Source organism: Sinomonas cyclohexanicum, assembly GCF_020886775.1.
Taxonomy (GTDB): domain Bacteria; phylum Actinomycetota; class Actinomycetes; order Actinomycetales; family Micrococcaceae; genus Sinomonas; species Sinomonas cyclohexanicum.
In genome coordinates this window covers 2,522,888-2,545,556 of the sequence record NZ_AP024525.1, presented here as the reverse complement: position 1 = coordinate 2,545,556, position 22,669 = coordinate 2,522,888, and the positions used below count along the sequence as shown (strand labels likewise).

General features: G+C 69.9%; 18 protein-coding genes, 2 tRNA genes and 1 pseudogene. 9 read left to right on the top strand and 12 right to left on the bottom strand.

What is annotated here, in order from left to right; all coding sequences use genetic code 11:
- Window positions 1-55: 55 nt before the first annotated feature.
- The 3 genes from SCMU_RS12140 to SCMU_RS12130 are packed head-to-tail and all read right to left on the bottom strand — an operon-like array spanning window position 56 to window position 2,411.
- Entirely contained in the window at window positions 56-790 is a 735-nt protein-coding gene (locus SCMU_RS12140; RefSeq protein ID WP_371829594.1) for a FadR/GntR family transcriptional regulator, read from the bottom strand.
- 32 nt (window positions 791-822) lie between these two features.
- Window positions 823-1,674 (bottom strand): fumarylacetoacetate hydrolase family protein, encoded by an 852-nt coding sequence (locus SCMU_RS12135; protein ID WP_229229398.1) that lies wholly within the window; start codon window positions 1,672-1,674, stop codon window positions 823-825.
- Window positions 1,675-1,709: 35 nt separating this feature from the next.
- Complete coding sequence (locus SCMU_RS12130) at window positions 1,710-2,411, bottom strand: DUF1684 domain-containing protein (protein WP_443020315.1); 702 nt, start codon at window positions 2,409-2,411, stop codon at window positions 1,710-1,712.
- Window positions 2,412-2,471: 60 nt separating this feature from the next.
- Between SCMU_RS12130 and SCMU_RS12125 the strand changes: the two genes are divergently transcribed.
- Window positions 2,472-3,320, top strand: a complete 849-nt coding sequence (locus SCMU_RS12125) for a hypothetical protein (protein ID WP_229229396.1) — start codon at window positions 2,472-2,474, stop codon at window positions 3,318-3,320.
- A gap of 22 nt (window positions 3,321-3,342) precedes the next feature.
- Window positions 3,343-4,146, top strand: coding sequence for a transglutaminase-like domain-containing protein (locus SCMU_RS12120; protein WP_229229395.1), 804 nt, complete (start codon window positions 3,343-3,345; stop codon window positions 4,144-4,146).
- A 107-nt stretch (window positions 4,147-4,253) separates the two neighbouring features.
- On the opposite strand, the gene SCMU_RS12115 is transcribed toward SCMU_RS12120, so the two are convergent.
- The 7 genes from SCMU_RS12115 to bcp form a co-directional block, all read right to left on the bottom strand.
- Complete coding sequence (locus SCMU_RS12115) at window positions 4,254-4,733, bottom strand: MarR family winged helix-turn-helix transcriptional regulator (protein ID WP_229229394.1); 480 nt, start codon at window positions 4,731-4,733, stop codon at window positions 4,254-4,256.
- Window positions 4,730-5,848: an LLM class flavin-dependent oxidoreductase gene (locus tag SCMU_RS12110; protein WP_229229393.1), complete on the bottom strand. Its 1,119-nt coding sequence runs from the start codon at window positions 5,846-5,848 to the stop codon at window positions 4,730-4,732. The genes SCMU_RS12115 and SCMU_RS12110 overlap by 4 nt, the downstream gene beginning before the upstream one ends.
- A gap of 100 nt (window positions 5,849-5,948) precedes the next feature.
- Complete coding sequence (locus SCMU_RS12105; protein WP_229229392.1) at window positions 5,949-9,140, bottom strand: efflux RND transporter permease subunit; 3,192 nt, start codon at window positions 9,138-9,140, stop codon at window positions 5,949-5,951.
- A gap of 125 nt (window positions 9,141-9,265) precedes the next feature.
- A complete protein-coding gene (locus SCMU_RS12100; RefSeq protein WP_229229391.1) occupies window positions 9,266-10,756 on the bottom strand; it encodes a malate:quinone oxidoreductase in 1,491 nt (496 codons plus the stop codon).
- Between the two features lie 136 nt (window positions 10,757-10,892).
- Window positions 10,893-12,347: an ABC transporter substrate-binding protein gene (locus tag SCMU_RS12095; protein ID WP_229229390.1), complete on the bottom strand. Its 1,455-nt coding sequence runs from the start codon at window positions 12,345-12,347 to the stop codon at window positions 10,893-10,895.
- Window positions 12,348-12,579: 232 nt separating this feature from the next.
- Window positions 12,580-12,661, bottom strand: a tRNA-Leu gene (locus SCMU_RS12090).
- A gap of 42 nt (window positions 12,662-12,703) precedes the next feature.
- Window positions 12,704-13,198 (bottom strand): thioredoxin-dependent thiol peroxidase, encoded by a 495-nt coding sequence (gene bcp, locus SCMU_RS12085; RefSeq protein ID WP_443020137.1) that lies wholly within the window; start codon window positions 13,196-13,198, stop codon window positions 12,704-12,706.
- 189 nt (window positions 13,199-13,387) lie between these two features.
- Between bcp and SCMU_RS12080 the strand changes: the two genes are divergently transcribed.
- Window positions 13,388-13,460 (top strand) — tRNA-Lys (locus tag SCMU_RS12080).
- An 83-nt stretch (window positions 13,461-13,543) separates the two neighbouring features.
- On the opposite strand, the gene SCMU_RS20770 is transcribed toward SCMU_RS12080, so the two are convergent.
- Both SCMU_RS20770 and SCMU_RS12075 read right to left on the bottom strand, forming a co-directional pair.
- Window positions 13,544-13,675: a hypothetical protein gene (locus SCMU_RS20770; RefSeq protein ID WP_274602854.1), complete on the bottom strand. Its 132-nt coding sequence runs from the start codon at window positions 13,673-13,675 to the stop codon at window positions 13,544-13,546.
- Between the two features lie 76 nt (window positions 13,676-13,751).
- Window positions 13,752-14,213, bottom strand: a complete 462-nt coding sequence (locus SCMU_RS12075) for a hypothetical protein (RefSeq protein WP_229229388.1) — start codon at window positions 14,211-14,213, stop codon at window positions 13,752-13,754.
- Window positions 14,214-14,288: 75 nt separating this feature from the next.
- On the opposite strand from SCMU_RS12075, the gene SCMU_RS12070 reads away from it, so the two are divergent.
- The 6 genes and pseudogenes from SCMU_RS12070 to serA all read left to right on the top strand — a co-directional run bounded on the left by SCMU_RS12070 (window position 14,289) and on the right by serA (window position 22,537).
- Window positions 14,289-15,212 carry a LysR family transcriptional regulator gene (locus SCMU_RS12070; protein WP_229229387.1) on the top strand — a complete coding sequence of 308 codons (924 nt, stop codon included), beginning with the start codon at window positions 14,289-14,291 and terminating at the stop codon, window positions 15,210-15,212.
- 67 nt (window positions 15,213-15,279) lie between these two features.
- A complete protein-coding gene (ilvD, locus tag SCMU_RS12065) occupies window positions 15,280-17,028 on the top strand; it encodes a dihydroxy-acid dehydratase (protein ID WP_229229386.1) in 1,749 nt (582 codons plus the stop codon).
- Window positions 17,029-17,324: 296 nt separating this feature from the next.
- Window positions 17,325-19,198, top strand: a pseudogene (locus SCMU_RS12060) (acetolactate synthase large subunit).
- A 2-nt stretch (window positions 19,199-19,200) separates the two neighbouring features.
- Complete coding sequence (gene ilvN / locus SCMU_RS12055; protein WP_229229385.1) at window positions 19,201-19,713, top strand: acetolactate synthase small subunit; 513 nt, start codon at window positions 19,201-19,203, stop codon at window positions 19,711-19,713.
- Between the two features lie 52 nt (window positions 19,714-19,765).
- Entirely contained in the window at window positions 19,766-20,791 is a 1,026-nt protein-coding gene (ilvC, locus tag SCMU_RS12050) for a ketol-acid reductoisomerase (protein WP_443020136.1), read from the top strand.
- A 156-nt stretch (window positions 20,792-20,947) separates the two neighbouring features.
- Complete coding sequence (gene serA / locus SCMU_RS12045; protein ID WP_229229384.1) at window positions 20,948-22,537, top strand: phosphoglycerate dehydrogenase; 1,590 nt, start codon at window positions 20,948-20,950, stop codon at window positions 22,535-22,537.
- Window positions 22,538-22,669: the final 132 nt, after the last annotated feature.

The following is a 22,669-nucleotide window of genomic DNA, read 5'->3' as shown; positions in this document are numbered from 1 at the left end:
TCCTCGTGGGGGGCGGGGGAGGGATGCGTGGGGCGGTGAAGAGCGCGCCGAACCGTCACGTCGAGCGGAGGCCCACGACGGCGTGGACCACCGCCGCGAGGTGCTCTGCCATCGCGGCCCTGGCGAGTTCGGCGTCGCCTGCGCGGATGGCCTCGAGGATTCGGCCGTGCTCCGCGTCCGAGTCGCGTCGCCGGGCCGCGATGAGGTTGAGCGTCTCGGACTGGTGGGCGATTGCGTCCTTGAGGTCCGCCATCACCGAGGAGAAGACGCGGTTGCCGCTTGCGCGTGCGATGAGGCCGTGGAATGACGCGTCGAGCTCGACAAGCACCGCGGGGTCGTCCTCGAGCGACATCTCAGCAAGGATGCCCTCCAGGGTTGCGAGCTCCTCCGCACTGCGCCGCCGGGCGGCCAGGCCTGCGGCCGGGACCTCGATGTGCGGTCGGGCCTCGGTGAGGTCCTGCGCCGAGTACTGGCCCAGCACGAGGTTGTCCGCGGTGTGGCGCGAGACGACGAACGTGCCCTTGCCGGTGTGGGTCTCCGTCAGGCCCAGCGCCGCGAGCGAGCGGAGGGCCTCGCGCACCACGGAACGGCTCACGCCGTACCGGGATGCGAGTGCGGCCTCGGAGGGGAGCTTCGCCCCGACGGGGGCGATCCCGTTCTCGACCTCTCCGCGGAGGTCGGCGAGCACCGCCTCAGCGGCGCTCAGACGGGCGAGCGGACGGCGTCCGGCCGGCTGGCCGGCTGGCCTCCCGACGGACTGTCCGGCTGTTCGGCTGTCTGACAGGTTCACGCCATCACTATGGCACCCGTCACACCGTGATGTCAAAGCGCGGCGGCGACGACCTCGTTCTTGAGCACGCCGATGCCGCCGATGCGGCACTCGACGGACTGGCCGGCGGCGACCGCCCCGGACTGGCCGGGGAAGCCGGTGAGGATGACGTCCCCGGGGCGCAGGGTCATGAACGAGCTCGCGTAGACGAGGATCTCCTCGACGCCCCAGCCGAGGTCGGCGATGGTCCCCGCGGGGAGTGCCGCGCCGGCGATCGCCACGCCCACCTCCGAGGAGGGCCCGGGGCGGGACGTGACGATCCATGGCCCGAGCGGCGTGAACGTGTCCGCGCTCTTCGCGCTGATCCAGAGCTCGTCCGCGCCCTGGGCATCGCGGTCGGTGACGTCGTTGCCGATGGTGAAGCCCAGGACCGCGTCCATGGCGTCCTCGAGGGTGAGGTGGCGCGCGGGCTTTCCGATCACCACGGTGAGCTCGGCCTCTGGCTCGACGCGCGCTCCGGCTGGCGCCTCGATGGCCTCGCCGGGGCCGATCACGCTCGTCGCGGCCTTGTGGAATGCCTGCAGGGGGAGGGCGCGGCCCGGCGCGCCGGTGTTGTGCGCCATGCCGAGGACGTTCGCCGGAGCGCAGGGGGCCAGGAACGCGAAGGCGTCCTCGTCGACCTCGCTGCCCTCCTCCCAGCCGGGACGCGCGGGGGAGGCGGCGTTGGCGCGCGAGCCGGGGAACGGCGTCGTCGTGACTGTCCAGCGGCGGCCCGCCGGGGAATCGAAGTCCGGGGCGTCGTTCGCCACGTAGAACGCCTCGTCCGGCGAGGTGGCGTCCGCTGGCCTCACCCTCGCGATGCGCAGGGGGAGCGGGTGGGCCAAGGACGAGGAAGTGTCAGTCACAGCGGACATCCTATGTCCTTAGGCTGTGGGTCGCATCACTCCGGCGCGTCGTCGTGCGCGGTGTACTGCTCGCCGACCGGGACCTCGGCGTGAACCCGGTTCTCGGGGCCGGGCAGTGGGCAGGCCCATGCCTCGTTGTACGCGCAGCTCGGGTTGTATGCGAAATTGAAGTCGAGGACATAGAGCACGTCGTGCCCCGCGGAGCCCGACGTCCCCAGGTACGCACCCTTGATCGTGTCGATGAGGTACCTCCCCGCCCCGTACGAGGCCCCTGGGCCGCGCCGTCCCGCCGTCGCGTCGCGGAACGGGACGAAGATCCCTCCGCCATACCCCTGATGCCGCCACGCGGCCAGCGACCCGATGCCGGGGACCTCGAAGGTGCCGAGGCGCACGAACGGGACTACCCCGTCTGTGCCCGTGCGCACCGGCCGCTCCTGCCCCACGCCCTCGGGGAGGAGCGGGAGCTCGAACCGGTACGCGGGGTCGTAGGCGGCCACCTGGAGTCCCGTGAACCGGTCGCGGTCGCGTGGGAGCAGGGGCGAGGCGGGATGGGTCCCCGTGAGGGCGTCCCGCCCGCGGCGCCACACGTCATGGCCTTCCGCCGGGCTGGGCGCCGCCCGGACGCGCTCGTAGAGCGAGAAGACCCGCAGTCGCCAGTCCGCGACGTGGAACGCCGGGATGTCCAGGGCGGCCTCGGCCTCCTCCCACTCGGGGCCCGGAGGCGGCGCATCCTGCATCGGTGGCACATCAGGCATGGCGACAGGGTACGCCAGCCTCGCTTCGCTAGGGTGAGACGCATGAGCGATTCCCGCCATCGAACCCACGGCCTGCTGCAGGTGGGCCCGCGCACTGCCGCTGCCACGGCCGCCGTCGTGCTCGCAACGGCTCTCTCAGGGTGCGGCCCAGGCTCCGCCTCGCCGGCCTGGACCGGGGTCGCGGGCCCGTCGGCGTCCGCCGGGGCGCAGGGCGGCCCCACCGCGGGAGGGCCCTCCGCGAGCGGTTCCGCCACGCCGTCGGGTGCGGGGAATTCCTCGAGCGGTTCCGCCACGCCGTCGCCCGGTGCCACCAGTGCCGAGTGGAAGAGGTACACCGACCCCGCCAAGAAGATCAGCTTCGAGCTGCCGGCCTCGTGGATCGTCCAGTCCACGGACCCCGCACCGGGCGCCGCCGCCGGGTCGCTGCGCCTCGAGGTCAAGAAGGCAGACGGCACCTTCGTGGCCGCCCTCGCCACCGGGCTGCCGATCCCCACCGCACCTGCGTGCGATCCCGCCCAGGCCAAGTCCTACTCCGTGCTGAACAGCGTGCCGGTCACGGTTCCCTTCGCGGATGGGCCGAACGTCATCGCGCCGCGCTTCGTGTTCCGCGTGATCCAGGGCTACAAGTTCTTCGGTTCGTTCGGCCTGACCGGGGTCCCGACGGCGGCGCAGGACGGCAAGGCGTGCCAGCTGACCAATATCGTCCCGGGGCCCGCAGGGATCGGTGGGTACTCGTTCGCGGATGCCACAGAGGTCACCGCGCCCGCCCAGGAAGCCAGGGTTGCGCCGCTGAAATCTTTCGATAGCCTTGCTCAGGCGTCGGCCTACGTCCGTGACTCTGGGGACTTCGCCGACGCCCAGCGCATGATCATGTCGCTGGCCTTCACCTGAGAACTAGCCTCCCTGGAGCCCCATGCAGCGCACCGTCGGTGCCCACCTGTCGTTCACTACCGTGGCGCAGACCAAAGTCGCGATGGCGATCGCCGTCGCGCGCAACCCTGGCTACGACTCCTTCGACGAGGACCTCGTCGTGACCGCCGACGGTGTGCCGCTCGCACCGCATGAGCTCCTCGACGGGCACGGCGGGCGATTCCATGCGATCGAGCTGGCGGAGCCGGCCCATGTGGAGGTCAGCTACACCGCCCGCGTGGGGGGCCACGGCGGTCCCGAGCCGGTGGACGAGATGGAGCTCATCCGCTACGTGAGGCCGAGCCGCTATGCGGAGAGCGACAGGCTGCTGCCCACCTCCTACGCGAACTTCGGGTCGCTCGGCGGGGTGGACCTGGTGCAGGCCGTGCGGGACTGGGTCCACGGACACCTGGCCTACGTCAGCGGTTCGTCCCGGGGCACGGACGGCGCCGTGGAGACCCTGCTGCACCGCCGCGGCGTGTGCCGGGACTTCGCCCACCTTGCGATTGCGTTCCTGCGGGCCAAGGACGTTCCGGCCCGGCTCGCCGCCGTCTATGCCCCGGGCCTGGCCCCCATGGACTTCCACGCCGTCGCGGAGGCCTACGTGGAGGGGGAGTGGCACGTGGTCGACCCGACCGGGCTCGCTCCGCGCGCGTCGATGCTCCGCATCACGGCGGGCCGCGACTCGGCAGACACGGCGTTCCTCTCCACCGTCGGTGGGCGGCTCACGCTCAAGCGGATGTCCGTCACGGCCGAGGCGGACGCCCTCCCCGCCGAGGACCCGGCCGCCCTGATCCGCCTCGCCTAGGCCCCTCTCTCCGCTGCATCTCGGGTACGCCAACTCGCGCGCCCTTGCATCTCGGGTACGCCAATTCGCGTACCCGAGACGGCGCGTAAGACGGGGACGGCGGCGAATCAGAGCGGGTGGCGGGTGACCACGTGCTGGCGCAGGCGGCCCGTGAGGTCGCGCAACTGGGCGAGCTCGCCGCCGTCGAGCGCTCCCCCCATGATCCGGGCGATCTCGCGCACGTGGGCGCGCCCGACCTCGCGCTGGACCCGCGCGCCCTCCTCGGTGAGCCGCACCACGACGCCGCGGCCGTCCTCGGGAGTGCTCTCCCGCGCCACGAGCCCCTGCTTCTCGAGGCGCTCGACGAGACGCGAGAGGCTTGACTGGGCAAGCAGCACGTGGTCGTTGAGCTCGTTGAGCCGCAGGCCGGCGCCCTCGCAGGTGCTCAGGGTGAACAGCACGTCGTAGCCGTTGATGCCGAGCGTCCGGAATGCCGGGTCGCGCTGAAGGCGCCGCATCACGGCCACCTGCGCGCGGAACAGGGCCTCCCACGCTTCGGAGAGCTCCCTCACCGACGGCGTGGGCCGAGGCGCCGGCTGCGCGCTCATTGGGCCGCCGCCTCCGCAGCGGCCTCGGCGGTGACAGCCTCAGGCGCGCGCTTCGCCGCGACCAGAGACGCGTGCGTGGGACCCTCGGGCACGTCCGCAGGGCGACGCTCGGCGAAGCCCGCCTTGAGCTCCGGGAGGACCTCGCCGAGGAGGTCGAGCTGCTCGAGGACCGTTTTGAGGGGCAGGCCCGCGTGGTCCACGAGGAAGAGCTGGCGCTGGTAGTCGCCGAAGTAGTCGCGGAACGCGAGGGTCTTCTCGACGAACTCTGCCGGGCTGCCGACCGTCAGCGGCGTCTGGGCAGTGAAGTCCTCCATCGACGGGCCATGCCCGTACACGGGCGCGTTGTCGAAGTACGGCCGGAACTCGCGCTTGGCGTCCTGGGAGTTCCTGCGCATGAAGAACTGGCCGCCGAGGCCCACGATCGCCTGATGCGCCTTGCCGTGGCCATAGTGCTCAAACCGCTCGCGGTAGAGGTTGATGAGCCGGATGTAGTGCTCCTTGGGCCAGAAGATGTTGTTGGCGAAGAAGCCGTCGCCGTAGTAGGCCGCGAGCTCGGCGATCTGCGGGGTGCGGATCGAGCCGTGCCACACGAACGGCGCGACGCCGTCGAGCGGTTGCGGGGTCACCGTGAAGTTGTGCAGCGGGGTCCGGAACTTGCCGCTCCACGTGACGGTCTCCTCGTCCCAGAGGCGGCGCAGGAGTGCGTAGTTCTCGATGGTGAGCTCGAGGGAGTCCTGCGGGTTCTTGCCGAACCACGGGTACACGGGCGCGGTGTTGCCGCGGCCGAGCACCAGGTCAGTGCGGCCTCCGGTGAGGTGCTGGAGCATCCCGAAGTCCTCGGCGATCTTCACCGGGTCATTCGTGGTGATGAGGGTCGTGGCGGTGGAGAGGATGATCCTCTCGGTCTGGGCGCCGATGTAGCCGAGGAGCGTTGTGGGCGAGCTCGGGTAGAACGGCGGGTTGTGGTGCTCGCCGGTGGCGAAGACGTCGAGGCCGACCTCTTCGGCGTGCTTGGCGATCTTGACGATGGCCTGGATGCGCTCGCCTTCGGTGGGCATGTGGCCGGTCGTGGGATCGAGCGTGACGTCGCCGACGCTGAAGATGCCGAACTGCATGGAACGACCTTTCCTCGGGTGGCCCGTGGCCGCCGCTGGGTGAGATAAATGCATTTGCATGTATCTCAACGGGCGGCGGCCACGGATCATTCCCGGCCCGTCAGGCCTTCGCCGCGCGGCGTCCCGTGACCTTGGGCACGGCGCCGGTCGTCCAGTCTCCCTCGTCTGCATCGACGTCGTCGTCGGCCGGCGCCTCCGGGGTGCGCTTGAGGTCGCGCAGGAGCCGGCGCTTCTCGAGGCGGCCCTCGACGAGCCGGTAGAGCACGGGCACGAGCACGAGCGTGAGCGCCGTCGAGGACACGAGCCCGCCGATCACGACGACGGCGAGCGGCTGCGAGATGAAGCCCCCGCCGCCGGTGAGCCCGAGCGCCATCGGGGTGAGCGCGAAGATCGTCGCAAGCGCGGTCATGAGGATCGGGCGGAGCCGCTGGCGCGCGCCGTGCTCGATCGCCTCCGCGAGCGGCAGGGGGCCCCGGCCCAGGTGCGGGCGCCGGTACTGGTTGATGAGGTCGATGAGCACGATCGCGTTCGTCACGACGATGCCCACGAGCATGAGCAGGCCGATGAGGGACGGCAGCCCGAGGGGGATGCGGGTCGCCAGCAGGAGCAGGATCGCGCCGGTCGCCGCGAACGGGACCGAGACGAGCAGCACGAGCGGCTGCAGGAGGCTCTTGAACGCCGCGACCATGATGACGTAGACGATCGCGATCGCGGCGAGGAGGGCCAGGCCGAGCTGCTGGAAGGACTGGGCCTGCTGGCTCGCCGCACCGCCCACGGAAGCCGTGGCGCCGCCGTCGAGCGCCAGGTTCGCCACGCGCTTGGTGACCTCGCCGCTGACCGAGCCGAGGTTCGTGTCTCCCGGGGTCACGGAGACGGTCGCGGTGCGCTGCCCGGCCGTGCTCGTCACGGTCACCGGGACGTCGACAGCGGTCACCGATGCGATCTGCCCGAGGGTGAGCCCTCCGGGCGCGCCGGCGATCGGCATCGAGCGCACCGCGTCGATGCTCTGGAACTGGGTGCCCTTCCCGATGCGGACCGGGTAGTCCGTCGTGTCGATGCGCACGGTCCCGGCGGGGATCGGGCTCACCGTCGAGGCGAGGGCCGTACTGATCTGCTGCTCGTTCAGCCCCACGGCCGCGGCCTTCGCCCGGTCCACCTTGACCTGGACCACCGGCTGTCCGGCGGCGAGGTTGCTCGCTACGCCGGTCGCGCCGGGGATGTCCTGCAGGGCCGCGACGACGGCGTCGTTCGCCTTCGCGAGCGAGGCGGAGTCGGGCGCCTTGACCGTCACGTCGACGGTCGACGCCGTGCCGAATCCGCTCTGCTGGCTCCCCACGGCGACCGTGCCCACCCCCGAGAGACGCCCGACGGCGTCACGCACCTGCTGCTGGAGCGCCGCCTGGTCCTTGGACTCGTCGGTGATGACGGTGAAGGTCGCGTTCGAGGCGCCCGAGGAGAGGAACGCGCTGAACCCGGTCGTCGAGTTGCCGATGGTCACCTGGACGGTCTGGATCCCGTCGACGCCCTTGAGCGCGTCCTCGACCTTCGCGGCCGCGGCGCTCGTCGCGTCGAGGCTCGTGCCCGGGTCGAGCTTCTGGGTGACCGTGAAGTTGTTCTGGCCCGTGTTGCCGAGCAGGTTGGTCGGCAGCAGCGGGGTGAGGGCGAACGTCCCGACGAGGATGAGGGCCCCGGCCACGAGGGTGATCACGGGATGCTTCTGCGTGCGGCGGAGGATCGGCAGATAGCCCCGCTGGAGCAGGCTCCGCCGCTCCTTCTCGTGTGCCTCGGCCTCGATCTCGGCGCGGTTCACCGCGCCGGGGGACTTGTGGCCCAGGAACCAGTACGCGAGCACCGGCACGATGGTGAGCGCGACGGCGAGCGAGGCGAGCAGGGCGATCGTGACCGTGAGCGCGAACGGGCGGAACAGCTCGCCGGCGAGGTTGCCCACGAACGCGATCGGGAGGAACACCGCGACCGTCGTGAGCGTCGAGGCGGTCACCGCCGCGGCGACCTCGCGCACGGCGTTGAGGATCGCCGTCGTCTTCTCTTCGCCGTAGCTCAGGTGCCGCTTGATGTTCTCGATGACCACGATCGAGTCGTCCACGACGCGGCCGATCGCGATGGTGAGCGCCCCGAGTGTCAGGATGTTCAGCGAGTAGCCCGCAGCGAACAGCCCGATGAACGTGATGAGCAGCGAGAGCGGGATCGACACCGCCGTGACGAGCGTGGAGCGGACCGAGAGCAGGAACACGAGGATCGTCAGGACGGCGAACCCGAGACCGAGGGCGCCCTCCGTGGTCAGGTCGCGGATGGACTTCTCGATGAACGGCGCCTGGTCGAACACGGTGGTGAGCTTCGCGTTCGAGCCGAGGTCCGAGGCGAGCTGAGGGAGCGCGTCGCGGACGGCGTGCGAGATGGCGACCGTGTCGCCCTCGGGCTTCTTCGTCACCGACAGCGCGAGCGTCGGCTTGCCGTCGGTGCGGGTGATGGACGTCGCGGCGTCGTCCTCGATGGTGACGGCGGCGACGTCGCCGATCGTCGTCGGCTGCTTGGCACCCGTGAGCGGCAGCCCCTTCACGGCGTCGGTCGAGTCCACGGGGCTGCCGGCCTGGAGCGAGAGCGTCTTCCCTTGCTCGGTCACCGTCCCGATCGGAACGAGGGCGCCGCTGTTCTGCAGCGCGGTGCGGATCGAGCCGATGTCGACGCCGCGGCCGGCCATCGCGGCGGGGTCCGGCTGGATCTGGAGGTGCTGCGTGGCGCCGCCGGTCACGTCGACGCTGCGCACGCCGTCGATCTTCGTCAGCTTCGGCACAGCCTGCTGGATCAGCTGGGTGTCGAGCTCGCTGAGCGGCCTGTCCGAGGACGCGGCGATGAAGACGATCGGGAAGTCGCTGATGCTGCCCGCGAGCGTGTTCGGCGAGGCGTCAGCCGGCAGCTGTGACTTGACGTTGGAGATGGCGCGGTCGATCTGGTTCCGCGCGCGGTCCAGATTGGTCCCGTACTGGAAGGAGAGCCGGATCGTGGAGACGCCGGTGCGGGAGGTCGAGGCGCTGCTTTCGAGGCCCTCGACGGCCTGAAGCGCCTTCTCGAGGGGCTGGCCGATCTGCTTGTCCACGACGTCCGGCGACGCGCCGGCCATCGACGTGACCACGGTGAGCTGCGGGAACTCGATCGACGGGATGAGCTCCTGTTTGAGGCTCCCCGCCGTGATGACCCCGAAGACCGAGGCAAAGACCATGATGAGCGCGATCAGCGCCCTGTTCGCCATGGAGAGGCGGGCGAGCCGGAACATCGGTGGCCCTTTCGCATGAAGCCGGCCGTGCCTGGGAGAGGCGACGGAGTGAGGTGGCCGGGGTGGGTGGGTAGCGAACGGCCCGCGCCCTCACAGGGAGGACGCGGGCCGAGGACGCAGCAGCCTCAGTGTGCGGCCGCGGTGAGGCCGAGGGATGCGGAGGTGCTCGTGGCGACCTCGGCCGCGAGCTCCGGGTTGTCGTTGAGCTTGACGCCGTAGCCGGGCATCATCTCCGTCAGCTTCGGCTCCCAGCCCTTGAAGTTCTTCGGGAAGCAGCGCTGCATGAGCTCGAGCATGATCGGCACGGCGGTGGAGGCGCCCGGCGAGGCGCCGAGGAGGGCACCGATCGAGCCGTCTCGGGCCGTGATGACCTCGGTGCCGAACTGGAGCACGCCGCCCTTGGCCGCGTCCTTCTTGATGATCTGGACACGCTGGCCGGCCGTGATGAGCTCCCAGCCCTCGCCCGAAGCCTCCGGGAAGTACTCCCGCAGGGCGTCGAGCTTCTTCTCGCGGCTCTTGGCGACCTCCTTGATGAGGTATGCCGTGAGGTCCATGTTGTCCTTGGCCACAGCGAGCATCGGGATGATGTTGCTGGGGCGGATGGAGAGGGGCAGGTCCCAGAGCGAGCCCTTCTTCAGGAAGTTGGTCGAGAAGCCGGCGTAGGGGCCGAACAGGAGGGACCGCTTCCCGTCGACGTACCGCGTGTCGAGGTGGGGGACCGACATCGGCGGTGCCCCGACCGAGGCCTGGCCGTAGACCTTGGCGTTGTGCTGGACCGCTACGGACTCGACGGTGCTGCGCAGGAACTGGCCCGAGACGGGGAAGCCGCCGTAGCCCTTGCTCTCGGCGATGCCGGAGGCCTGGAGCAGGTGCAGGGCGCCGCCGCCCGCGCCGACGAACACGAACTTGGCGTGGATGCCGCCCCGCTCGCCCGAGGCATGGTGCTTCGTCGCGACGCTCCAGCCGCCGCGTGACCGCTCGAGGTCCGTCACGTCCGTGCCGTAGTTGACCTCGACCCCGCTGCGACCGAGGAAGCCCACGAGCTCCTTGGACAGACGGCCGAAGTCGACGTCGGTACCCTCGGCCACGCGCGTCGCCGCGACGCGGCCGGCGCCGCGCCCGTTCATGACGAGGGGCGCCCACTCGGCGATCTGCGCCGGGTCCTCACTGTGCTCCATCGTGGAGAACAGGGTGTTCGGGTGGAGCGCCTCGTAGCGGGCCTTGAGGAAGTCCGCGTGCGCGTCGCCGATGACGAAGCTCATGTGCGGGACGTTGTGGATGAAGCCCGAGGGATCGCCGATGCTGCCCTCGTCCACGAGGTGCGACCAGAACTGGCGGGAGAGCTGGTAGCCCTCGTTGATGCCCAGCGCCTTGGCGGGGTTGACCGAGCCGTCCTTGGCCTGGGGGGTGTAGTTGAGCTCGCAGTAGGCCGCGTGTCCCGTCCCGGCGTTGTTCCAGGGACCAGAGCTCTCGAGCCCCACCTCGTCGAGGCGCTCGAAGAGCACGATGCTCCAGCTGGGTTCCAGCTTCTTGAGGAATGCGCCGAGGGTGGCGCTCATGATGCCCCCGCCGATCAGAACGACATCGGCAGATCGGGTGGTGGAAATGAAGGTCACGGATCGTCTCCCTGCACAAATGGACCAGTGGCAGAATATCCCTCGCCCGCCCGGATCGTTAAATCCTCCCCCACCGAAGAGTCAAGACTTACAGCGAATCTTTTTTCCCGGCTGGTTGGCTCGGCTGGCCCGTTTGTCAGCCGGCGGCGAGCGTGACGTGGTTGAACGTCTCGTTGAGCACGGGCGACGTCGGGTAGGTCGCCACCCGGGAGGAGACCGCCACCGCTGAGATGGGGAACGCGATGGGAACGGCCGGCGCCGAGGAACCGATCTGCGCGTTGATGTTCTGATAGGCCTGCGTACGGTCGGTGCCGTCCGGCAGGCCCCGCGCCCGCTCGATCTTGCTGAAGATCTGGGCGTCGAAGAAGCCGAACTCCCCGCTCTTCGCGCCGAAGAGCGGGGCGAGGAAGTCATCCGGGTCCGCGAACGTGCCGTACCGTCCGAGGAGATGGAACGCGTGGTCGCCGGGTGAGGTGACCTTCTGCAGGTAGCCGTCGGACCAGTCCACGGGGACAGGCTTGATGTTGAGCCCGAGCAGCGTCAGCTGCGCGGAGAGCTCGGCGTAGACCTTCTCGGGGCTCGGCAGGTAGAGCCGCGTGACGTTGAGCGGGTAGAAGAAGGGGAGCTCCTCGCCCTTGTACCCCGCCTCGCTCAGGAGCCGTTTGGCCTTCTCAGGGTCGTAGCCCGGGAAGCCGCCCGGAGTGTTGAACCCGCTGAGCTTGGGTGGGACGAACTGCGAGGCGGGCTTCGTGTCCTCGAGGAAATACGGCTTGATCACCGCGTCCTTGTTGATGCCCATCGCGATGGCCTGGCGCACCTTGTCGTTCTGCAGGAGCGGAACTGACTGGTTCATCCCGAGGTACATCACCGAGAACGGGTCGCGGCGGACCACCTGGAAGCCCTTGCGCACCAGAGTCTCGATGTTGTCGATGGTGACGGCGTCATAGCCGTCGATCGTGCCGGCAACGAGCGCCTGAAGGCGGCTCTGGGGGGTGTCGTAGACCACGAAGGAGAGCTGGGCGATCTGGCCCCGGGTGCCCCAGTAGCCCTGCGACGACTCGAGGACTACGGCGTCCTTGGTCCACGAGCGGAACTGGAATGGCCCGGTGCCTACCGGGTGCTGGGCGTACTTGGAGATCTTGATGCCCGACGACGGCTGGTCCTCGACGTCCGCGGTGCCCGCCGTCAGCGCGGCCGGGGAGGAGATCGCGAACCCTGGCGCCGTCATGGCGGCGAGGAAGCTCGTCAGCGGCTGGGTGAGGTCGATCCGGACCTCGTGCTCGCTCACGATCGTGCAGGCCTTGTAGAGCGAGAGCGAGGCCTGGTCGGCATGCGCCTTGAAGACGGACGTGAACGACACCCCAGGGTGGGTCGCCCGGAACTGGGGGGTGAACGAGAACCACCGGTCGAAGTTGGCCTTGACTGCGGCGGCGTTGAACGGCGCGCCGTCGTGGAAGGACACGCCCTCGCGGAGCGTGAAGGTCCAGGACATGAGGTCTGAGCTCTGCGTCCAACTGGTGGCGAGGGCCGGGGCGGGAGCCCCCGTTTCCGGGTCAGTGGTGACGAGGCATTCGAGGACCTGCCGGGTCACGCGCCACGACTCGATGTCCGAGGTGACCGCGGGGTCGAGCGCGATGGGCGGCGCCGGGGTCGCGAAGGTGAACTTCGCAGCCGGCCCGGTGCCGCTCGGCGACGGGGAGGGGGCGGGGGGAGGGCAACGGCGTGCAGCCGGCGAGGAGGAGCGCCGTCGCCGCCGCCTGGAGCAGCTCCCTGCGCCTGATCGTCCGCGAACTCGTCACGACGTCTTCATGCCTTTCATTCTGTGCGCGAGGAGGGACTTGAACCCTCACGTCCTAGGACACAGGAACCTAAATCCTGCGTGTCTGCCAATTCCACCACTCGCGCGGAGCCCCGCGACGGCGGGACGATGACCGCGGGGCAACCCGATCAGTCTACCGGGAGGATCTTCAGATCCCTGTGGAGCTTCGCGACGTGGCCCTTGGCTCGGACGTTGTACTGGGCAAGCTCGATCCGGCCGTCCGCGCCGATGACGAACGTCGAGCGGATGAGCCCCTGATAGGCGCGCCCGTAGTTCACCTTCTCCCCCCATGTCCCGTAGGCCTCGGCGACGCGGTGGTCCTCGTCCGCGAGGAGGAGGAACCCGAGGTTCTGCTCGGCGGCGAACGCGACCACGTCCGCGGCGGGGTCGGGGGAGACGCCCACCACCTTCAGTCCCGCGCCGGCGAGGCCCGCGAGGCTGTCTCGGAAGTCGCAGGCCTGCTGGGTGCACGCGGGTGTGTCCACCTGGGGGAAGAAGTACAGGATGGTACGGGTGCCGGCGAGGTCGGCGAGCGAAGTCGTCCCGCCCGTCGAGTCGGGGAGGGTGAAGTCTGGGGCGGCATCGCCCACGGCCAGCCGCCGGGCGGGAGTCGGAGTCGTCACGACCATGAGCCTAGCTGCCGTTCCGCCGCCCTGGTGCCCGCCGTCTGATGGGTCCCCTGGGTGTCGAATGATGGTGACCGAGGTCACGGAAAAGGGGGCCGGGTCCGATTTCGCTTTTCCGAGGAACTCCGGTAGAGTTTCATGTCGTTGCGGGGCACGGAGATGTTCGAGACCGGCCCGCAGCGGAATGCGCCTCTAGCTCAACTGGCAGAGCAATTGACTCTTAATCAATGGGTTCCGGGTTCGAGTCCCGGGGGGCGCACTTCACTCCTGAGGGCTCCGGCTGAGGCCGGGGCCCTCAGTGCGTCTGCGGAAGATCCGGGGGCCGAGGCCCACCGCGGAGGATCAGCGTGCCGAGAGCCGCTTGAGGCCGCGATGCCGGCCGCGGAGGGCCGTCGAGGAGTCCTCGCGGACCACCGTCCACACCGCCAGGGCGATCGCGATCGCGCTGGAGATTCCGATGAGCACCATATCCATGGCAGCCTCCGCGAGGGACCCGTCTCTTCAGGACGGATGTGCTCATTGAACGACGCGCCCGGGCGCCAGTCCAGACCTAGAGCTCCACGAGCTCGCGGAGGAACTCGGCGAGGTCCTCGGCGTCGTCCTCCTGTTCGAGCGCGGCGGTCGCGCCCGGGCCGAGCGTGCACGCGGGCCGGAGGGTGAACGTGACGACGCGGCCCGTGCTGGTGGCGACGTCGAACGCGTCCCGAGCGGCTTCGACGACGTAGGCGAGATTCGTGATGTCGATCGTGATCGGCTGGCCCAGGGCGGCGAGCGTCTCGCGGTGGAATGGCACGGCGACGAGCTCCACCGGCCGCCGCCGGTACCCCACGATGAGGCCCGACGGCGCGGGCGCACCGGGCCGCTGCCCGGCCACCGTGCCGCCGCTCTCCGTCACGCACACGAGGTTGTAGTCCCCGTAGTTCGGGATCTGGCCGTCGAAGACGCGGTGGAGGGCTGCCTTCAGCGCGGTGTCGGATCCGGGCACTGGAACGCCCGGCGATGTGGTGCTCACGGCTGGTCCTCTCTTTCGCCGCGGCCAGTCTACGTACGCGACGCCGACGCGCGGTGTCACAAGTACTGTGTGCGCATGGACTTCCGCCGACTGCTGCTCCTGCGGGAGCTGGCCGATCGCCGCACCGTCGGTGCGACGGCCGACGCCCTGGGGATCACGCCGTCGGCCGTCTCGCAGCAGCTCAAGCTCCTGCAGGAGGAGCTGGGGATCGTGCTCCTCGAGCGCCAGGGCCGCGGCATCAGCCTCACCGAGGCGGGGGAGGCGATGGCCGCGGCGGCCGCGGGCGTCGCGGTCGCCATGGCGCGGGCCGAGGCGACGGCGGCCGGGTACCGCCGGGGCGAGCAGGCGACCGTGACGGCGGTGTTCTTCCCCAGCGCGGCCGAGATGTTCCTCCCCGGGCTGTTGGACCGGGCGGCCGAGCGGGACGGTCTTCGTATCGACGCACGGCTCGAAGACCCCAACGTCCAGGGCTTCGTGGACCTCGCCGCGGACGCGGACATCGTCCTGGGCCACTCTGTCAACGGTCCCGAGGAATTCGTCCGTTCGGGGCTCGTGGTGGAGCTGCTCCTCGAGGAACCGCTGGACGTCGCGCTTCCGGCTGGGCACGCGCTGGCCGAGGCCGCAGTCCTCGAGCCGGCCGACGTGGCTCCCTGGCCGTGGATCGGGGTGCCGGCGGGCTTCCCCTTCGACACGGTCCTGCGCCAGATCGAGCTCCAGGCCGGCAGGACGCTCGAGCGCACGCAGCTCATGCCAGACCTTCGGGCCATGGAGGCGCTCGTGGGCGGCGGGCACGGGCTGAGCCTCATGCCGCGCTTCACCGCGCGGAATGCGCTGCGCAGCGGGCTCGTCCTGCGGCCGCTCGCGGGTGTGCACGCCACGCGGAGCATTGTGCTCCTGGCCCGGGCCGAGGTCGCCGCGCGGCCCACCGTCCGCTCGGTCATGGACATGGTCCACGACGAGGCCGAGCGTGTCCTCGCGGGCGACGGGCTGAACGGCTGAGCGCGCGGAGCAGCGATCGCTGACGGGAGCGTGATCTCTGTCACGGTGCGGTCCTAGACTGTGCCCCATGACCGAGCGCAGCGGGACGACTGGTGTGAGCACGACGGCGGCCTCCGCCACTTCGGGGGCGGTCGATCCCAAGCCGCGCAGCCGCGTGGTCACGGACGGCATCCATGCGGCTCCCGCGCGGGGCATGCTGCGTGCGGTCGGCTTCGGCGACGAGGACTTCGCCAAGCCGCAGGTCGGGATCGCGAGCTCGTGGAACGAGATCACCCCATGCAACCTCTCGCTGGACCGGCTCGCCAAGGCCGCCAAGGAGGGCGTGCACGCGGCGGGCGGGTTCCCCATGCAGTTCGGCACCATCTCGGTGTCCGACGGCATCTCGATGGGGCACGTGGGCATGCACTTCTCCCTCGTCTCCCGCGAGATCATCGCGGACTCGGTCGAGACGGTCATGCAGGCCGAGCGGATCGATGGGCAGGTCCTGCTGGCGGGCTGCGACAAGTCGCTGCCCGGCATGCTCATGGCCGCCGCGCGCCTCGACGTCGCGAGCGTGTTCCTCTACGCGGGCTCGATCATGCCCGGCTGGGTCAAGCTCGAGGACGGCACCGAGAAGGATGTGACGCTCATCGACGCGTTCGAGGCCGTCGGGGCCTGCGCCGCGGGGCGGATGACCACTGGAGACCTCGACCGGATCGAGCGCGCCATCTGCCCCGGCGAGGGCGCCTGCGGCGGCATGTACACGGCCAACACGATGGCGAGCGCTGCCGAGGCCCTCGGCATGTCGCTCCCGGGCTCCGCCGCGCCGCCGTCCGCGGACCGGCGCCGCGACATGTTCGCGCACCGCTCCGGCCAGGCGGTCGTGAACCTCCTGCGGCAGGGCATCACCGCCCGGGACATCCTCACCCGGGAGGCTTTCGAGAATGCGATCGCCGTGGTCATGGCCTTCGGCGGCTCGACCAACTCCGTGCTGCACCTGCTCGCGATCGCGCGCGAGGCGGAAGTGGAGCTCGAGCTGCGGGACTTCAATCGGATCGGGGACCGGGTCCCGCACCTGGGCGACCTCAAGCCGTTCGGCCGCTACGTCATGTATGACCTCGACCGCGTGGGCGGCGTGCCCGTCGTCATGCGCGCGCTGCTCGACGCCGGGCTGGTGCACGGCGACGCGCTCACCGTTACCGGCAGGACCGTGGCCGAGAACCTCGCCGAGATCGCGCCGCCGGACCTCGACGGCAAGATCGTGCGCGCCATGGACAACCCGATCCACCGCACCGGCGGACTCTCGATCCTGCACGGCTCGCTCGCGCCCGAGGGTGCAGTGGTGAAGACGGCTGGGTTCGACGCCGAGGTGTTCGAGGGCGCCGCCCGCGTGTTCGAGCGCGAGCAGGGCGCCCTCGACGCGCTCGACGCCGGGCAGATCGCGGCGGGCGACGTCGTCGTGATCCGTTACGAGGGCCCCAAGGGCGGCCCGGGCATGCGGGAGATGCTCGCCATCACCGGCGCCATCAAGGGCGCCGGCCTCGGCAAGGAGGTCCTGCTGCTCACCGACGGCCGGTTCTCCGGGGGCACCACCGGGCTGTGCATCGGCCACGTCGCGCCGGAGGCGGTCGACGCCGGCCCCATCGCCCTCGTGCGCGACGGCGACCGGATCCGCGTCGACATCCCGAACCGTACGCTGGACCTGCTGGTGGACGACGCCGAGCTGGCCGCGCGGCGAGAGGGCTGGGAGCCGCTCCCGGCCCGCTTCACACGGGGGGTGCTGTCGAAGTACGCCAAGCTCGTGCATTCCGCGAGCGAGGGCGCCGTCTTGGGGTGAGCCGTCCGGGTGCCGAGCATCGATGACGAGTCAGTCTCACGTGCTGGATGCGTGTCCGTATATTGAGACGGGTGCGGGCCAGATTGACACCCCGGAGCCGGATTGGCAAGACTGTGGGCATGCAGATCGTCCCGGCGAGCATGGTGCTCGATGTCGTCGTCCTTGCCAAGCGCGTGGCTCACTGAGCACGTCTGGCACGATCTGTCACGCGCAACCCCTCGAGACGCCAGACGGCCGAGGGGTTTTTCGTTTTTGAGCACAAAACCTTCGCCACGAAGATCCTAAGGAAGAGACTGATGAGCAAAGGAACGCCGATCAGCCCATCGCTGATGGCTTCGAAGCCGTCCGCGGCCAAGGCCGCGGATCCTGTCGACACCGTCGACTCTGCCTCTGCCGTCCTGGGGCCCAACCGCGTCGTTGAGCCCACAGAGATGACTGGATCTGAAGCAATTGTCCGCTCGCTCGAGGAACTGGGCGTGGACGATGTCTTTGGTCTCCCGGGCGGCGCGATCCTGCCGACCTACGACCCTCTGATGGCTTCGAAGATCAACCACGTGCTGGTGCGCCACGAGCAGGGCGCCGGCCACGCTGCCCAAGGGTATGCGATGGTCACCGGCCGTGTGGGAGTCTGCATCGCGACGTCGGGCCCGGGCGCCACCAACCTGGTGACCGCGATCGCCGACGCGCACATGGACTCCGTTCCCCTCGTTGCAATCACCGGCCAGGTCTCGAGCACGGTCATCGGCTCGGACGCGTTCCAGGAAGCGGACATCGTGGGCATCACCATGCCGATCACGAAGCACTCCTTCCTCGTGACGAAGGCGGAGGACATCCCGCAGACCCTTGCCGAGGCATTCCACCTCGCCTCGACGGGCCGCCCCGGCCCCGTCCTCGTGGACGTCACGAAGGACGCCCAGCAGGCCAAGACGATGTTCAGCTGGCCCCCCAAGATCGACCTTCCCGGCTACCGGCCGGTCACGCGCGGCCACAGCAAGCAGGTCCGCGAGGCCGCGCGCCTCATCGCGGCCGCCTCGAAGCCGGTCCTCTACGTGGGCGGCGGTGTCGTCAAGGCGCACGCCTCGGCCGAGCTCCTCGCACTTGCCGAGGCCACCGGGGCCCCGGTCGCCACGACGCTCACGGCGCGGGGGGCCTTCCCCGACTCGCACCCGCAGCACGTCGGCATGCCCGGCATGCACGGCGGCGTCGCGGCCGTCACGGCCCTCCAGCAGGCCGATCTCCTCATCACCCTGGGTGCGCGGTTCGACGACCGCGTCACGGGCGTCCTGAGCACGTTCGCCCCGAACGCGAAGGTCATCCACGCCGACATCGACCCGGCGGAGATCTCCAAGAACCGCACCGCTGACGTGCCGATCGTCGGCTCGGTGAAGGAGATCCTCCCCGAGCTGACAGAGGCCGTGAGGGCCAGCCGCGAGAAGGACGGCGCGCCGGACCTCACCGCCTGGTGGTCGTTCCTGGACAAGCTGCGCGAGGACTACCCGCTCGGCTGGACGGAGCCCGAGGACGGACTCCTGGCCCCCAGCACGTGATCCAGCGCATCGGCGAGCTCACGGGCCCCGAGGGCGTCTACGTGGCGGGCGTCGGCCAGCACCAGATGTGGGCCGCGCAGTTCATCAAGTACGAGCGTCCGCACGCGTGGCTGAACTCGGCAGGCCTCGGCACGATGGGCTACTCCGTGCCCGCGGCCATGGGTGCCAAGGTCGGCAACCCGGACCGCGTGGTGTGGGCGATCGACGGCGACGGCTGCTTCCAGATGACCAACCAGGAGCTCGCCACGTGCGCCCTGAACAACATCCCGATCAAGGTCGCGGTCATCAACAACTCCTCGCTCGGAATGGTCCGGCAGTGGCAGACGCTCTTCTACGACGGCCGCTACTCCAACACCGACCTCCAGACCGGCGCTGACACCGTGCGCATCCCGGACTTCGTCAAGCTCGGCGAGGCGTACGGCTGCGCGTCGTTCCGCGTGGAGCGCGAGGAGGACGTCGACACCGTGATCGCCAAGGCGCTCGAGATCAACGACCGCCCCGTGGTCATCGACTTCGTGGTCAGCCCCAACGCGATGGTCTGGCCCATGGTGCCCTCGGGCGTCAGCAACGACCTCATCCAGGTCGCCCGCAATTCCACCCCCGACTGGGAAGAGGAGGACTGAGCATGTCGCGCCACACCCTGTCCGTGCTGGTCGAGGACAAGCCCGGCGTCCTCACCCGCGTCGCGGGCCTGTTTGCCCGCCGCTCGTTCAACATCCACTCCCTCGCCGTGGGCCCCACCGAGGTCGACGGCATCTCGCGGGTCACCGTGGTGGTCGACGCCGAGGGAGACCTCCTCGAGCAGGTCACCAAGCAGCTGAACAAGCTCGTCAACGTCATCAAGATCGTCGAGCTCCTCCCCGAGAACTCGGTCCAGCGCGACCACCTGCTCATCAAGGTCCGCGCCGACGCCGTCACCCGGCTTCAGGTCACCCAGGCGGTCGAACTGTTCCGCGCCTCGATCGTGGACGTCTCGACCGACTCCCTCGTGGTTGAGGCCACCGGCACGAGCGAGAAGATCCAGGCGCTCCTGGCGGTCCTCGAGCCGTTCGGCGTCCGCGAGATCGTCCAGTCCGGGACGCTCGCGATCGGACGCGGCTCGCGGTCCATGAGCGATCGCGCCCTCCGCGCCAGCTAGCTTCAAGCCCACACGGGCACCCCACACCTGAAAAGAAAGTCAAGGAGACAAAGTGACCGAGCTGTACTACGACGACGACGCCGACCTGTCGATCATCCAGGGCCGCAAGGTGGCCGTGATCGGCTACGGCAGCCAGGGCCACGCGCACGCCCTCAACCTTCGCGACTCGGGCGTCGACGTCCGCGTCGGCCTGCAGGAGGGCTCCAAGAGCCGCGCCAAGGCCGAGGAGCAGGGCCTGCGTGTCCTGACCCCGCGGGAGGCCGCGGAGGAAGCCGACGTCGTCGTGATCCTCGCCCCCGACCAGGTCCAGCGCCACCTGTACGCCGACGAGATCGCCCCCGCCCTCAAGGAGGGCGACGCCCTCGTGTTCGGCCACGGCTTCAACATCCGCTTCGGCTACATCCAGCCGCCGGCGGGCGTGGACGTCATCCTCGTCGCCCCGAAGGCCCCGGGCCACACCGTCCGCCGCGAGTTCGTCGCGGGCCGGGGCATCCCGGACATCATCGCCGTCGAGCAGGACGCCACGGGCAAGGCCTGGGACCTCGCCAAGGCGTACGCGAAGGGCATCGGCGGCACCCGCGCCGGCGTCATCAAGACCACGTTCACCGAGGAGACCGAGACTGACCTCTTCGGCGAGCAGGCCGTTCTCTGCGGCGGCATGTCCCACCTCGTCCAGGCTGGCTTCGAGGTCCTGACGGAGGCCGGCTACCAGCCGGAGATCGCCTACTTCGAGGTCCTCCACGAGCTCAAGCTCATCGTGGACCTCATGTGGGAGGGCGGCATCGCGAAGCAGCGCTGGAGCATCTCGGACACCGCCGAGTACGGTGACTACGTCTCCGGCCCCCGCGTCATCTCCCCGGCGGTCAAGGAGTCGATGAAGGAGGTCCTCGCGGACATCCAGTCGGGCGCGTTCGCGAAGCGCTTCATCGACGACCAGGACAACGGTGCCGCCGAGTTCAAGGCCCTCCGCGAGAAGGAGGCCGGCCACCCGATCGAGGCGACCGGCAAGGCCCTGCGCGCCCACTTCTCGTGGCAGCAGCAGGACGCCGACTACACCGAGGGGTCGGCCGCGCGCTGACCCTCGACCGCAGCGGCGGGCGCCCACGGCGCCCGCCGCTGTCTGTCTCACGAGACGGCCGCCCGCCGTCGTCCGTCCCCCCACCCCGAAACCGCACCCTGTCCCGCTTATACTGCTTCCGCTGATTTCCGCACTTTCTGGAGAGGCACCACCCCCGTGACCAAGCCCGTCGTCCTCCTCGCCGAGGAACTCTCTCCCGCCACCGTTGCCGCCCTCGGGCCGGACTTCGAGATCCGCCACACTGACGGCGCCGACCGCGCGCAGCTCCTGCCCGCGATCGCCGACGTCGACGCGATCCTCGTCCGCTCCGCCACCCAGCTCGACGCCGAGGCCATCGCCGCCGCCAAGAACCTCAAGGTCATCGCCCGCGCGGGCGTCGGCCTCGACAACGTCGACATCAAGGCCGCGACCCAGGCCGGCGTCATGGTCGTGAACGCCCCGACCTCGAACATCGTCTCGGCGGCCGAGCTCACGTGCGGCCACATCCTCTCGCTCGCCCGCAACATCCCGGCCGCGAACAAGTCCCTCAAGGGCGGGGAGTGGAAGCGGTCCAAGTACGCCGGCACGGAGCTGCTGGACAAGAAGCTCGGCGTGATCGGCCTCGGCCGCATCGGCGCGCTCGTCGCCGCGCGCATGCAGGCGTTCGAGATGGAGATCCTCGCGTACGACCCGTATGTCACCGCCGCACGCGCCGCGCAGCTGAACGTCAAGCTCGTCACCCTCGACGAGCTGCTCGCCCAGAGCGACTTCATCACCATCCACATGCCCAAGACCCCCGAGACCGTGGGCATGCTGGGCAAGGACGCGTTCGCGAAGATGAAGAAGACCGCGTACGTGGTCAACGTGGCCCGCGGCGGCCTCGTCGACGAGGAGGCCCTCGCCCAGGCCCTCGAGGACGGCCAGATCGCCGGCGCCGGCATCGACGTCTTCGCGAAGGAGCCGAGCACGGACCTGCCGTTCTTCGGCCACGACAGTGTCGTGGTGACCCCGCACCTCGGCGCGTCCACGGACGAGGCACAGGAGAAGGCCGGCATCTCGGTCGCCAAGAGTGTCCGCCTCGCCCTCGCGGGCGAGCTCGTCCCGGACGCCGTCAACGTGGCCGGCGGCGTCATCGCCCCCGACGTGCGCCCCGGCATCCCGCTCATCGAGAAGCTCGGCCGCATCTTCACCGCCCTCGCCCACGACTCGGTCACGCAGATCGACGTCGAGGTGGCAGGCGAGATCGCGAGCCTGGACGTGAAGTCCCTCGAGCTCGCCGCGCTCAAGGGCGTCTTCATGGATGTCGTCTCCGAGCAGGTCTCCTACGTCAACGCGCCGGTCCTCGCCGAGCAGCGCGGCGTCGCGGTCCGCCTCCTGACCACCACCGATGCCGAGGACTACCGCAACGTCCTCACGATCCGTGGCCTCCTGCAGGACGGCACCCAGGTCTCCGTGGCAGGCACCCTCACCGGCCCGAAGCAGGTCCAGAAGCTCGTGGGGATCAACGGCTACGACGTCGAGATCCCGATCTCCGAGCACCTCGTGGTGATGTTCTACTCCGACCGCCCGGGCGTGATCGGCACGATCGGCCACATCCTCGGGATGAACGAGATCAACATCGCCGGCATGCAGGTGGCCCGAGCCGACGACACGGGCACGGCGATGGCCCTCCTCACGGTCGACTCCGCGATCCCCACGACCGTCCTCGAGGCGGTCAAGAGCGAGATCGGCGCGACGGTCCTGCGCGAGATCGACCTCGCGGACTGACCCTCCCCGCGCGCTTCCGGCCCTTCGCGGCCTGAAGCGATCACGCACGACGGCGACCCTCACCGCCCGCGGTGGGGGTCGCCGTCGTGCGTGGGTACCTGCTCTGCCCGGAATTCGGCCGGCGAGGCCGAT